Here is a 13,566-nt window from a genome sequence, read left to right on the forward strand (position 1 = left end):
GGACCAACCGGACCGGACCGGGTACAACAGGAACATGATCCTCCACCTCGCACCCCTGGACGACTGGCTGACCGACCCCGGCCGCCCGTACGCCGCCGCGTCGCTGCTCACCGACGGGTTCATCCACTGCTCGGCGGACGAGCGGACGGCACTCGCGGTGGCCAACCACTTCTTCGCCGACGCCCCCGATCCGCTGATGGTGCTGCTGATCGAGGAGGCGCTGGTGGAACCGATGGTCAAGTGGGAGGCCCCGCACGGCGCACCGCCGCCCGGGGCCACGCCCGGCGTGCTGTTCCCACACATCTACGGCCGGCTGAACCGCTCCGCCGTGGTCGGCCTGGAGAAGGTCGAACGCGGTCCGGACGGCCGCTGGGCCTCCCTCACCCCCTGGAGCTGACCCGGGCCCCGGAGCCGACCCACGCCCAGGGGCCGACGGCTCACAGCCACCCGCGCTCCCGCGCCGCCATGCCGGCCTGGAAGCGGGTGGTCGCGCCCAGCGCCCGCATCAGGCTCTGCAGCCGGCGCTGGGTGGTCCGGGCGCTCCAGCCGAGCGAGCGGGCGATCGACTCGTCGGTCAGGCCGGCCGCCAGCAGGCCCAGCAGCTTGCGGTGGTCGGCCGCCGGCTCCAGCGCGCTCTCCGTCGCACCGATCGCGGCCTGGAGCTGGACGGCCCGCTCCCACTCCGCCTCGAACAGCGTGTCCAGCGCCTGGAGCAGCGCGGAGGGGTGGATGACGTAGGCGGCGTCGAGGACGCTGTCGCCGACGCTGATCGGGATGATCGCCATCCGGTCGTCCGAGATGATCATCTTCATCGGCAGCGTGGGCCGCACCCGCGCCTCCTCGCCGTCCGCGACGCCGGCCAGGATGTTCTTCTCCAGCCGCCCGGGCCAGGCCACCGCCTCCCGGTCGTAGATGGTCCGGAAGCGCAGCCCCTCCCGCAGCCGGTCCCGCTGCAGCGGCATCAGGGCCACCGGGTCCTGGATGTACGGCGGGCAGTCGAAGCCGCGGACCTGGTACTGGCTGGTCTCGGTGATGTGCTCCAGCCGCTGGGCGATCGCCTCGCCGCCGGTCAGCACCTCGACCGAGTGCGCCGGGTCGGTGTAGCGCGACGCCTCCCGGAAGGCGTCCATCAGCCGGTGCATCTCGGCCCGCGCATACCGCAGTTCGGACTCGCGGTGGCCGATCAGGGTCCCGATCGCGACGTCGGGGGCGACCGGCAGGTAGCGCTGCCGGTCCACCGGCGCGCGGGTCGCCATGCCCTGCTGGGCGAGCCGGTCGAGCGCGCGCACGCTCTGCTGGAGGGTCAGGCCGCAGCTCTCGGCCAGGTCCTCCGCGGTGGATTGCGGGCTGGCCACCAGCGCGGCGTAGACCTGCCCGTCCGGCTCGGCCAGTCCCAGTGCGCTGAGTGGTGCATCGGACACGACGCCTTCTCCCCCTTTTCGCCCCCACCGGCGCCTGTGCTGGCGCACTCCCGCCACGCGGCGCGGCGGTGGTCAAGTGGCCATCCTCTGCCACGGATCATGACGCTGACAAGGCCGTGACCAGGGGGTGCGTCCCGATTCACATACACACCGGAGGGTCCCCCGCCACCACGGGCGGGAGACCCTCCGAAGAACTCTGCGTGAACCGGCCGCCTACAGGCCGACCTCGCGCATCAGCCGGCCGACCTCGGGGTTGGTGAGGCGGCGCAGCCAGCCCGACTTCTGGTCGCCCAGCGCGATCGGACCGAAGTGGGTGCGCACGAGCTTCTCCACCGGGAAGCCGACCTCGGCCAGCATCCGGCGGACGATGTGCTTGCGGCCCTCGTGCAGGGTCACCTCGACCAGGTAGTTCTTGCCGACGTTCGAGACGACCTTGAAGCTGTCGGCGCGGGCGTAGCCGTCCTCCAGCTCGACGCCCTGGGCCAGCTGCTTGCCCAGGTCACGCGGGATCGGGCCCTGGATGGCGGCCAGGTAGGTCTTGGTCACGCCGTACTTGGGGTGGGTGAGGCGGTGGGCCAGCTCGCCGTGGTTGGTGAGCAGGATGATGCCCTCGGTCTCGGTGTCCAGGCGGCCGACGTGGAACAGCCGGGTCTCCCGGTTGGTCACGTAGTCGCCGAGGCACTGGCGGCCCTCCGGGTCCTCCATGGTGGAGACGACGCCGGCCGGCTTGTTGAGCGCGAAGAACAGGTAGGACTGGGTGGCGACGGTCAGGCCGTCGACCTTGATCTCGTCCTTCTCCGGGTCGACGCGCTTGCCCTGCTCGGTGACGGTCCTGCCGTTGACCTCGACGCGGCCCTGCTCGATCAGCTCCTCGCAGGCGCGGCGGCTGCCGATGCCGGCCCGGGCCAGCACCTTCTGCAGGCGCTCGCCCTCGGGCTCGCCGAAGGTCTTGGGCAGCTTGACGGCGGGCTTGTCGTGCCGGGCGAGGACGGCGTCCTCGATCCTGGCCTGGAGCTCGCGCGAGCGCTGCGGCTGGCGGCGCGGGTCGCCCGGGGCGCCCTGGCCCTCGCGGCGCGGGCGCGGGGCCGGGCCGGGGCGCCGGCCGGCGAAGCCGCCGCGGGCGGGGGTGGCGTTGGGGCCGCCGCCGTACTCGGGGCGGTCGTACTTGCGCTCCTCGGGCCGCAGCGGGCGGTCCGGGTAGCGGTCGTCGCGGCGGTCGTCACGCCGGGAGTCCCGCCCGGACGAGCCGGAGCCGCCGCGCGAGCCCGAGCCGCCACCGTACGAACCGCCGCGCGAGCCCGAGCCACCGCGGCCGCCGCCCCCGTAGGAGCCGCCGCCCCGGCCCCCGCCCTGTCCGCCGCGACCGCTTCCGCCGCCGCTGCCGTTCCTGCCGTTGCCACTGCTACGCATCAAAATGTCCGTACGTCGTTTCGTCTGGGATGTGCGGTCGTTTCGGCCGACCTCACCGCCCCCTGCCGATCGTGCTCGGCCCGACCGGCCTCGCCACTGCCGTCCGCGGCCTGCGCGGCAGCGGCGGCGACCGCCTCCGCGATCATCGTGCCCTCCAGGGACTCCGCTTCCACGTCGTCGACCTCGGGCAGGAAGGGAGCGAGCTCCGGCAGCTCGTCCAGGCCGCGGAGCCCCATCCGTTCCAGGAAGTAGTTCGTCGTCCGATACAGGATCGCACCTGTTTCGGGCTCGGATCCGGCCTCTTCCACCAGTCCTCGCTGTACCAGGGTACGCATCACGCCGTCACAGTTCACACCACGGACGGCCGAGACCCGCGATCTGGACACCGGCTGACGGTAGGCGACCACCGCGAGGGTCTCCAGCGCGGCCTGGGTCAGCCGGGCCTGCTGGCCGTCCAGGACGAAGCGGTCGACGGCCGGGGAGCAGGCGGCCCGGCTGTAGAAACGCCAGCCGCCGGCCACGTGCCGCAGGTCGAAGCCGCGCCTGTGGGCGGTGTACTCGGCGGACAGCCCGCGCAGCGCGGCGGCGATCTCCGCCCGGGGCCGCTCCAGCACCCCGGCCAGCCGGTCCTCGGTCACCGGTTCGTCGACGATCATCAGGATCGCCTCCAGCTCGGCCCGCAGCCCGACGACCGGTTCCCCTGTCTGCCCCGCCGGCTCGGGCTCGACGTCGGAAGTCGACGGAGCCGGCTTCCGGTCCACGACCCGCGCCTCGGCCACCGGCTCCGGCGGCACGGGCGACCCGACCACGGGCGACTCGGCCACGGGCGACCCGACCACGGGCACCTCCTCCGGCTCGTCCAGCACGAGCTCGAAGGCCGGCTCCAGCCACTCCTCGGCCCGCGGCCGCCCGGGCAGCCCCAGCCGCCGTCGAGCCGGCCGCCCGCCGCCGCCGTCCGCAGACGTCCCCATCACCCGTCCTCCTTCTCCCCCGCCGGCCGGTCGAACTCGTCCGTGACCTCCACCGCGCCCCGTCCCGGCTCGGCCACCCACCGCACGGTCAGCTCGCCCAGCGCCTCCGGCTGCTCGAAGGCGAGTGCCTGCTCGCGGTAGAGCTCCAGCAAGGCGAGGAAGCGGGCGACGACCACCAGGGTGTCCGGCGCGTCCGCCACCAGCCGCTGGAACGACGCCTCGCCCAGCTCGCTGAGCAGCGCCACCACCAGCCCGGCCTGCTCGCGCACGCTGACCGGCGGGGTGTGGATGTGGTCGACGTACACGACCGGCTCCGGCCTGGGCTCCATCGCCCTCGCCGCGAGCTGCGCGAGCCGCTCCGCGCCGACGCCGATGACCACCTCGGGCAGCAGCTCGGCGTGGTGCGGCTCCAGCCCGCCGGTGCGCGGGCGCTGGAGCAGCTCGGCGGCCCAGCGTTCCCCGAACACCTCCGCGGCCCGCTTGTACGCCCGGTACTGCAGCAGGCGCGCGAACAGCATGTCGCGCGCCTCCAGGAGGGCGAGGTCCTCCTCGTCCTCGACCTCGGCGGCGGGCAGCAGCCGGGCGGCCTTGAGGTCGAGCAGCGTGGCGGCGACGACGAGGAACTCGGTCGCCGCGTCGAGGTCCCAGTCCGGGCCCATCGCCCGGATGTGCGCGAGGAACTCGTCCGTCACGGTGGCCAGCGCCACCTCGGTGACGTCCATCTTGTGCTTGGCGATCAGGCCCAGCAGCAGGTCGAACGGGCCCTCGAAGTTGTCCAGCCGCACCCGGAAGCCGCCCCGCGACCCGTCGTCGGTCCCGGAGCTCGCGGCGGTGGCAGGCGGTTCGGTGGTGCTCGGCATGACGGTCCATCTTCACCCGGCCCCGGCGCCCGCCCCGCGCCGGGGCCGTCGACACGCCGTGCCCCGGACACCCGCAGGCGCCCGCCGGGGCCCTGCCGCCGCGCGAGGACAGGCCCTAGCGGCCGCGCAGGCGCCGCACCAGGATGGAGGCCTCGCCGCGCTGCTCCAGGTCCGCCAGGACGACCGCGATGGCCTCCCGGACGATCCGCCCGCGGTCCACGGCCAGGCCGTGCTCACCGCGCAGCACCAGCCGGGTGTGCTCCAGGTCCATGAGCTCCTCGGCGGACACGTACACGGTGATCTTCTCGTCGTGCCGCTCGCGCCCGCTGGGGCGACGCGGCGCGCGGCCGCGCGGGCGGGCCCGTCCGGCGGCGCCGGGCTGCTCCTCGGCGGTCCCGGCGTGCCGGGCGGCCGCCGGGGTGGCGGCGGCACCGCGGCCGCCCGAGACGGTCTTGCCGGCCGGGGCGGCGGTCTGGCCGGCGGCCGGGGCCGCGGCGGAGCGCTGCACGGGCGGCTGCGCGGGCGCCGGGACGGTGGCGGCCGGCCGGCCCTGGGACGGGCGCCCCGGCTCGCCGGTGCCCTGAGCGTCCTGCGTGCCCTCGGCGCCCTCGGCGCCGTCCGTGCCGTTGCCGGTCCGCGCGGTCTCCGGTCTGGATGCCTCGGCGGCCGGACGCGGCGCTAGGGACGGCGACAGCGCCATCCCGCCGGTGGTCCGGAACAGCTCGTCGGCACCCGGGAGACTCACTCGGCGGGGCGGCACCGGTCGAGCACCTCCCTGGCGAGCTGGCGGTAGGCGGCGGCACCGACCGAGTTGGTCGCGTACGTGGTGATCGGCTCGCCGGCGACGGTGGTCTCCGGGAAGCGCACGGTCCGCCCGATGACGGTGTGGAAGACGTGCTCGCCGAACGCCTCGACGACGCGCGCGAGCACCTCGCGGCTGTGCACGGTGCGCGAGTCGTACATCGTGGCGAGGATTCCGTCCAGGCGCAGCTCGGGGTTGAGCCGCTCGCAGACCTTCTCGATGGTCTCGGTGAGCAGCGCGACACCGCGCAGCGCGAAGAACTCGCACTCCAGCGGGACGATGACGCTGTGAGCGGCCGTCAGCGCATTGACCGTCAGCAGACCCAGCGAGGGCTGGCAGTCGATGATGACGTAGTCGTAGTCGGGCAGCAGGGGCTTCAGGGCGCGCGCCAGCGCGGACTCCCGGGCCACCTCGCTGACCAGCTGCACCTCGGCGGCGGAGAGGTCGATGTTGGACGGCAGCAGGTCCATGCCCGGCACAGCCGTCTTGAGCAGCACCTCATCGGCCGTCAGGCCGCGCTCCATGAGCAGGTTGTAGACCGTGACGTCGAGTTCCATCGGGTTGACCCCGAGGCCGACGGAGAGCGCGCCCTGGGGGTCGAAGTCGACGAGCAGCACCCGGCGGCCGTACTCGGCCAGCGCGGCGCCCAGGTTGATGGTCGACGTGGTCTTGCCGACGCCGCCCTTCTGGTTGCACATCGCGATGATCTGCGCGGGGCCGTGCTCGGCCACCGGCGCGGGGATCGGGAAGTAGGGCAGCGGGCGGCCGGTCGGGCCGACCCGCTCGCGGCGCTGGCGCGCGGCGTCGGGGGCCAGCGTGGCCGCGTACTCCGGATCCGGCTCGTACTCGGCGTCCGGGTCGTCGTAGGCGCCGTAGGCGAACTCGCCGTAGGCCAGGCCGTAGGCCGCCAAGTCGGCGTCGTGATCGGTCACCGTGGTCACCTGTGCTGTGTTCTGGCGTGCTTCGAAAGTACGGAGTGCGACCGAGCCGACCTCGGCCGAGCCCACGGAGGGCTGCCGGGCCCCGGGCTCCTCACTCGGCTGGCCGGCGGTGCGTTCCGCCAGTCCTGGCTGACCACCCCCGGGAGCAAATGTCGACTCATTCACAAGTCGTCTTACCTCCTTGGGGATCCAGGACTCTATGTCGATTCGTCAGCGTGGCAGCATGCCGACGGTTTGCGACTCTAGGCCGTTCAAGGCGTTCGCAGCAACACAATCCACGGTAGTGGGCATGATGTGTCGACTATCGGGCGGGCTGCTGTCAAGGGATGAGTGGCCCGTCGACCCTCACGTTTCTGCGCCGGGGTGCGGTGGGGTGATACGACCAACAGAAATTGACGACAGAGCGACCTGCCCACGCCACCGCCTGTTCACGGGCACGGCGAAGCCCCCGACCCGAAGGGAGAGGGTCGGGGGCGAACGACCGCCGTGCGGTCAGGGGTTTCAGGCGAGCACGCTCTCCAGCGAGACCGACTCCAGGCCGAAGGCCTCGGCGACGGCCGGGAAGGTGATCTGGCCCTCGTGCACGTTCAGGCCCTTGGCGAGCGCCGGGTCGCGGCGCAGCGCCTCCTTCCACCCGCGGTTGGCCAGCTCGACGACGTACGGCAGCGTCGCGTTGGTCAGCGCGTAGGTGGAGGTGTTCGGGACGGCGCCCGGCATGTTGGCGACGCAGTAGAAGACCGAGTTGTGGACCTGGAAGGTCGGCTCGGCGTGCGTGGTCGGGTGCGAGTCCTCGAAGCAGCCGCCCTGGTCGATGGCGATGTCGACGAGCACGGAGCCCGGCTTCATGCGGGAGACCAGCTCGTTGGTGACGAGCTTCGGGGCCTTGGCGCCCGGGATCAGCACGGCACCGATGACCAGGTCGGCCTCGATGACGGCCTTCTCCAGCTCGAAGGTGTTGGAGACGATGGCCTTGATCTTCGTACCGAAGATCCGGTCGGCCTCGCGCAGCTTGTTGATGTCGCGGTCGAGCAGGGTCACCTCGTAGCCCATGCCGATGGCGATGGTGGCCGCGTGCCAGCCGGAGACGCCACCGCCGATGACGACGGCCTTGGCCGGGTGGGTGCCGGGCACGCCACCGGGCAGCACGCCGCGGCCGCCGACCGGGCGCATCAGGTGGTAGGAGCCGACCTGCGGGGCCAGGCGGCCCGCGACCTCGGACATCGGGGCGAGCAGCGGCAGGGCGCCGTTGGCGAGCTGCACGGTCTCGTACGCGATGGCGGTGGTGCCGGACGCGACGAGCGCGTCGGTGCCGGCGCGGTCGGCCGCCAGGTGCAGGTACGTGAAGAGGGTCTGGCCCTTGCGGAGGCGGTGGTACTCCTCGGCGATGGGCTCCTTGACCTTCAGCAGCAGGTCGGCGGTGGCCCACACCTCGTCGGCGGTGGGGAGGATGGTGGCACCGGCGGCCACGTACTCCTCGTTGGGGATCGAGGAGCCGACACCGGCGCTGTCCTCGATGTAGACCTCGTGTCCGTTGCGGACCAGCTCATGCACGCCGGCGGGCGTGATGGCCACGCGGTACTCGTGGTTCTTGACCTCGCGGGGGATGCCGACCTTCACGGCTAAACACGTCCTCTTGCCATGGGGGTCCCTACCGGAGAAGACCGGCGGGCGACGCGCACGGGGGGAAGCCTCCGGGGGCAGCCCGGGGCATGGATCGCTGCGCGACTGAGCTCGAGTGTAATGAAGCCCAGTCGGCGTGTCAGCCTTCCAAAGTGACTAATTTTGCCGGACACATTGGCAGGTTCGTAGGCTTCCGTCTCGATCTTCCCATCAAAGGCGCCCGGATCGGACATCTAAGACAATACCCCCGAAACAGCCCTCACCACCCGGTGCGGAGGCGTTCCCGCAGGTCCGCCAGGTCGGCTCCGACGGCCTCCTGACCGTGCTCGTCGCCGAGCCTGCGCAGCACCGCCAGGGCGGCGCGGTACTCCCGCTCGGCCTCCTCGAACCGGCGCTGCGCGGTGTGCGCTTCGGCCACCCGGGCGAGCAACCGGGCCTCGGCCGCCTGGTCCCCCATCGACTGCCGCAACCCGAGCGCCCGCCCGTACCAGTCGGCGGCACGCACTGCGTCCCCGAGCGCCCGGTGGCATCCGGCCGCGGCCTCCAGCGCCCGCGCGCAGAGCGGCTGGTCGCCGACGGCCCGGGCGTGCTCCAGAGCGGCCCGGTAGTGGGTGCCGGCGAGCTCCCACCGGCCGGCCGCAGCCTGCAGGTCGCCCAGGTTGAGCAGCGCGGCCGAGGCGCGGCGGGGCCTGCTGTTGCGCTCGGCGACGGTCAGCACCAGCTCGTGCAGCCGGTAGAGGTCGGCGGGCGCGGCGCCGCCGGTGAGCGGCAGCGCCCGCAGCAGCGCGGTGACGAGCCGCCCGGCCGAGCCGTCGAGGTCGCCCTGGCCGATCGCGTCGCCGACGGCGCCGAGCAGGAGGTCCCGCTCGCCGAGCAGCCACTCCCGGGCGTGTGCGGCCGAGCGCAGCCGCAACGCGACGGGCAGCGGGTCCGGTGCCGGGCCGGCGGCCGGGTCGAGCAGCGCCCGGGCCGATTCGGTGAGCCGGACCATCCGCTCCAGCAGCCGGGCCCGGGCCAGCTCGGTCTCGGCGGGCCGGTCCTCGTGCTCGCGCAGCCGGACGAGCCGCGGGTAGAGCCGCGCGGGCACCCGGTAGCGCGGCGTGCCGTCGGCGGCCGGCGGCTCCTCGGCGAGCAGCTCCCGCTCGGCGAGCGCGGCCAGCGTCGCGGCGGCGTCCGGGGCCGGGCAGCCGACCAGGGCGGAGGCGGTGCGGGGGTCGGCGGTCTGGGAGGGGGCCAGGGTGAGGGTGCGCAGCATCCGCGCCTGGCCGGCCGGCAGCGTGCCGTACACCAGCGTGAACGCGCCGACCAGCGGGTCGTTGTCGGGGACGGGCACCGGCTCGGCGGGCTCCGGGCCGGGCCTGACCCAGGCCGCCGGATCGGTGGCCGGCTCGGCGGGCGGCTCCGGCGCCGCGGCCGCGCCGTTGCTCCTCGCGCCCTTGACGTTCCTGACGCCCTTGGCGTTCTTCGGGTCCTTCCCGGCCGCCGTCTCCTCTTCCTTCTTCCCCTCATCCACGACGCTCTTCGCGATGTCGTTCGCGACGCTCTTCGCGACGCCGTTCGCGGCGTCCCCTCCGTCTTCTTTCGCACCCTTCTTCCGGACCGCCGGCCGGTCCGCCTCCTCGCTCAGGACCTTCGCGAGGTCGCGCGCCGCCTCCGTGACCGCCGCCTTCGGGTTGCCGCGCAGCCACCCGGCCATCAGCCGCAGTGCGGCCGGCCGGGCGGCGCAGGCCTCGGCGAGGTCGGCGCCGCCGATCGGGTCGCAGGAGATCCGGGTGCCGCCAACCAGGTCCGCGAGCAGCTCACCGGAGGCCTGCCGGTCGAGCCCGCCGAGGATGACCGGGTCGATGTCCTCGATCCCGGTGAGCGGCCCGGCGGTGGTGGCGAGCACCAGGCAGCCGGGCTCGTCGGCGAGCAGCGGCCACAGCTGGCCGGCATCCCGGACGTCGTCGAGCAGGAGCAGGACCCTGCGCCCGGCGAGGGCCTCGCGAAGCGCGACGCAGGCCGGCTCGTCCCGCCCGTCCTCGGCCGCGCCGGGCAACGGCACGGCGACGTCCGGGTCGAGCTGCTCCAGTAGCAGGCGGGCGGCGCGGGCCGGCGGCACCCGGCCGCCATCGGGCGCGGACAGGCGTGCGAAGAGCACGCCGTCGGGGTACTCCGCGGCGGCGGTGCGGGCGAAGCGCACGGCGAGGGCGGTACGGCCCGAGCCGGGGCGCCCGGCGAGCACCAGCACCGGGCTGCGGCCCGCGGCCGGCCGGACCGCGGCGGCCCGCAGCGCGGCCAGTTCGGCGCGCCGCCCGACGAACACCGAGGGCCCGGCCGGCAGTCGGTCCACACCCGGCACGGCCCCGGCGGGCACACCGGGGCCGGGGTCCATCGTCGCCGTCTTCCTCGCCACCCGTGCCCCACTCCCGACGTCATCCGGCGCTCAGCGGAGGCGGCCCGGAACGGACCGCCTGTCTGCGAAGCGTAGTTCGGCCGTCCGGCTCGGCCGAGGTGACATCCGGTCGTACGAACCGGCAAATCACCCCGCCGGACCAGCCGGAGTGGACACGCGGGGCCCTACGCCTCGAAGGGCCGGGCCGGCCAGGGCGCGTCCGCCGGGCGCAGCGCGTCCAGCCCGCCCGGGCTGGTGAGCGCGGCGTGGACGGCGAGCGTGCCGGTGATCAGGGTCGGGTTGTGCAGCTGCCCGGCCTGGATCAGCCGGATCAGCTCGGGCACCGGCACCCGGGCGATCTCGATCTCCTGCTCCTCGCCCTCCGCCGAGTAGCGCTCGCCCTCGGCGTCGGACAGGTCGGTCGCGAGGAACATGCGCAGCGCCTCGTCGGTGCCGCCCGGGGAGGTGTAGTAGTCGGCGAGCACTCGCCAGGTGCCGGCCTCGACGTGCGCCTCCTCGTACAGCTCCCGCCGGGCGGCGTGCCACGGGTTCTCGCCGGGCACGTCGAGCAGACCGGCCGGCAGCTCCCAGAGCCGCTGCCGGACGGGGTGGCGGTACTGGCGCAGGATCAGCACCCGCTCCTTGTCGTCCAGGGCGAGCACCGAGACCGAGCCGGGGTGGGTCTGGTAGTCGCGGCGGGCCCAGCTGCCGTCGGGCATCCGGACCTCCTCGCTGCGCACGCCGGTCACCCGGCCCTGGAACGGCGTCCGGCCCTCCCTGACCTCCCACTCCTCGGCCGCGTCGGCGATCACCCGGTCGCTGCTGTCGTCCATCGCTCTCCCCTTTTCGTCAGTACGACACAATCTAACGCCGGACGGCGGCCCCGCGGGAATCGCGGGGCCGCCGTCCGGTGAACGACCGTCGACTTCGGGCGTGTTACTCGGCCGGGGCGGTCTTGATCTGGATGGCCGCCTTGACCAGGCCCGCGAACAGCGGGTGCGGGCGGGTCGGACGGGACTTCAGCTCCGGGTGGGCCTGGGTGGCCACCAGGTACGGGTGCACCTCGCGCGGGTACTCGACGTACTCGACCAGGTCGCCCTTGGGCGAGAGGCCGGAGAACTGCAGGCCGGTCTTCTCCAGGTCCGCGCGGTAGGCGTTGTTGACCTCGTAGCGGTGGCGGTGGCGCTCCTCGACGTACTGCTCGCCGCCGTAGACCTCGCGGACGATCGAGCCCTCGGCGAGCTTGGCCGGGTAGAGGCCCAGGCGCATGGTGCCGCCCAGGTCGCCCTTGCCGTCGACGATCGCCAGCTGCTCGGCCATGGTGGAGACGACCGGGTACTTGGCGGCCGGGTCGAACTCGGTGGAGTTGGCCTCGGGCAGGCCGGCCAGGTTGCGGGCGGCCTCGATGACCACGCACTGCAGGCCCAGGCACAGGCCCAGCAGCGGGACCTTGTTCTCGCGGGCGTAGGTGATGGCGGCGACCTTGCCGTCCACACCGCGGTCGCCGAAGCCGCCGGGAATGCAGATCGCGTCCACGTCGCTCAGGTGCTCCCGCGCGCCCTCGGGGGTGACGCAGTCGTCCGAGGTGACCCACTTGATCTCGACCCGGGCGTTGTTGGCGAAGCCGCCGGCGCGCAGCGCCTCGGTCACCGACAGGTAGGCGTCCGGCAGGTCGATGTACTTGCCGACCAGGGCGACCTTGACGATGTGCTGCGGCTCGTGGACGCGGCGCAGCAGGTCGTCCCAGGTGGTCCAGTCCACGTCGCGGAACGGCAGGTCGAGCCGGCGCACCACGTAGGCGTCCAGGCCCTCGCCGTGCAGGACCTTGGGGATGTCGTAGATCGACTTGGCGTCGATGGCCGCGACCACGGCCTCCTCGTCCACGTCGCACATCAGCGAGATCTTGCGCTTGATGGCCTGCGGGACCTCGCGGTCGGCGCGCAGCACGATCGCGTCCGGCTGGATGCCGATGTTGCGCAGCGCGGCGACGGAGTGCTGGGTCGGCTTGGTCTTGAGCTCGCCCGAGGGGCCGATGTAGGGCAGCAGGGAGACGTGCACGAAGAACACGTTGTCCCGGCCGACCTCGTGGCGGACCTGGCGGACGGCCTCCAGGAACGGCAGCGACTCGATGTCGCCGACGGTGCCGCCGACCTCGGTGATCACCACGTCGACGTCCTCGGTGGCCATGCGGCGGATCCGGGACTTGATCTCGTTGGTGATGTGCGGGATGACCTGGACGGTGTCGCCCAGGTACTCGCCGCGCCGCTCCTTGGCGATCACGGTGGAGTAGACCTGGCCGGTGGTCACGTTGGCCGAGCCGTGCAGGTTGGTGTCCAGGAACCGCTCGTAGTGGCCGATGTCCAGGTCGGTCTCGGCGCCGTCGTCGGTGACGAAGACCTCACCGTGCTGGAACGGGTTCATGGTGCCCGGGTCCACGTTGAGGTACGGGTCGAGCTTCTGCATCGTGACGCGCAGGCCGCGGGCCTTGAGCAGGGCGCCCAGGCTGGAGGCGGTGAGGCCCTTGCCGAGCGAAGAGGCGACACCCCCGGTGACGAAGAGGTGCTTGGTCGTCACGGCGCGGCCGTTCGCTGCCTTGCCGGAATGGGGCTGTGCCAAGAGGGGGCTCCCGTGGGTCGCGAGTCGGAAGTGACGTGGGTGGGGGCTCACCGGCTCGCCGGACGACGGGAGTGCGGTGTGAGGCACGGCACTCGGAGGGTCGTCGGTTCGGCTGGTCCGGGGCGTTTGATCCCACCGGTCCACGGGATACCAGGGTATCAGTGACCCGACCCGGACGCCTTCCGGGCCGCTCGGCACCGCCACCGCGGCGCACGCGGGGCGCACCACCGGCGCACCGTACGGCGCATCCGTCACACCGGTCGCACCACCACCGGACCGGGCCACGGCGACACTGCCCGACCGGGCCACGGCACCCCCTCCTGGTGGGCCACCCGGAACTGATCCGTCCGGACCATCCTTCCCGGCACCTCCACGATGCACGGCATTTCCCCCGAATTGTGGCGCCACACGAGGCTGCGTCCGCGTGCTTCGCCCCTTTCGTCCGTCGTAAGCTGCACGGACGCATCGCCGACAGCACGAGCACGCGGAGGGCGTGGGAGGGTCAGGACACTCCCGGTCCCCGATGCGCGACCGGACCTCTCCGTAATCCA

Annotated in this window: 11 protein-coding genes; 1 reads left to right on the forward strand and 10 read right to left on the reverse strand. The window is 73.3% G+C overall.

Annotation, left to right across the window (positions count from 1 at the left end; all coding sequences use genetic code 11):
* The first annotated feature begins 34 nt into the window (after positions 1-34).
* Positions 35-397 carry a DUF952 domain-containing protein gene (locus ACWCXH_RS26495; RefSeq protein ID WP_449803968.1) on the forward strand — a complete coding sequence of 121 codons (363 nt, stop codon included), beginning with the start codon at positions 35-37 and terminating at the stop codon, positions 395-397.
* Between the two features lie 40 nt (positions 398-437).
* On the opposite strand, the gene ACWCXH_RS26500 is transcribed toward ACWCXH_RS26495, so the two are convergent.
* From ACWCXH_RS26500 to ACWCXH_RS26545, 10 genes are all read right to left on the reverse strand, one after another.
* Entirely contained in the window at positions 438-1,421 is a 984-nt protein-coding gene (locus tag ACWCXH_RS26500; protein ID WP_449803969.1) for a helix-turn-helix domain-containing protein, read from the reverse strand.
* 213 nt (positions 1,422-1,634) lie between these two features.
* Positions 1,635-2,831 (reverse strand): pseudouridine synthase, encoded by a 1,197-nt coding sequence (locus ACWCXH_RS26505; protein WP_449803970.1) that lies wholly within the window; start codon positions 2,829-2,831, stop codon positions 1,635-1,637.
* A complete protein-coding gene (gene scpB / locus ACWCXH_RS26510) occupies positions 2,831-3,487 on the reverse strand; it encodes an SMC-Scp complex subunit ScpB (protein ID WP_449803990.1) in 657 nt (218 codons plus the stop codon). The genes ACWCXH_RS26505 and scpB overlap by 1 nt, the downstream gene beginning before the upstream one ends.
* A gap of 314 nt (positions 3,488-3,801) precedes the next feature.
* Complete coding sequence (locus ACWCXH_RS26515) at positions 3,802-4,662, reverse strand: segregation and condensation protein A (RefSeq protein ID WP_449803971.1); 861 nt, start codon at positions 4,660-4,662, stop codon at positions 3,802-3,804.
* A gap of 115 nt (positions 4,663-4,777) precedes the next feature.
* Positions 4,778-5,407, reverse strand: a complete 630-nt coding sequence (locus ACWCXH_RS26520; RefSeq protein ID WP_449803972.1) for a hypothetical protein — start codon at positions 5,405-5,407, stop codon at positions 4,778-4,780.
* Positions 5,404-6,471 carry a ParA family protein gene (locus tag ACWCXH_RS26525; RefSeq protein ID WP_030245868.1) on the reverse strand — a complete coding sequence of 356 codons (1,068 nt, stop codon included), beginning with the start codon at positions 6,469-6,471 and terminating at the stop codon, positions 5,404-5,406. Before ACWCXH_RS26525 ends, ACWCXH_RS26520 begins: the two co-directional genes overlap by 4 nt.
* A 435-nt stretch (positions 6,472-6,906) precedes the next feature.
* Positions 6,907-8,022, reverse strand: a complete 1,116-nt coding sequence (gene ald, locus ACWCXH_RS26530; RefSeq protein ID WP_449803973.1) for an alanine dehydrogenase — start codon at positions 8,020-8,022, stop codon at positions 6,907-6,909.
* A 262-nt stretch (positions 8,023-8,284) separates the two neighbouring features.
* Complete coding sequence (locus tag ACWCXH_RS26535) at positions 8,285-10,420, reverse strand: tetratricopeptide repeat protein (protein WP_449803974.1); 2,136 nt, start codon at positions 10,418-10,420, stop codon at positions 8,285-8,287.
* A 164-nt stretch (positions 10,421-10,584) separates the two neighbouring features.
* Entirely contained in the window at positions 10,585-11,232 is a 648-nt protein-coding gene (locus tag ACWCXH_RS26540; protein WP_449803975.1) for an NUDIX domain-containing protein, read from the reverse strand.
* Between the two features lie 103 nt (positions 11,233-11,335).
* Positions 11,336-13,015: a CTP synthase gene (locus ACWCXH_RS26545; RefSeq protein WP_449803976.1), complete on the reverse strand. Its 1,680-nt coding sequence runs from the start codon at positions 13,013-13,015 to the stop codon at positions 11,336-11,338.
* Between the last annotated feature and the right edge of the window lie 551 nt (positions 13,016-13,566).

This window comes from Kitasatospora sp. NPDC001660 (genome assembly GCF_053596725.1).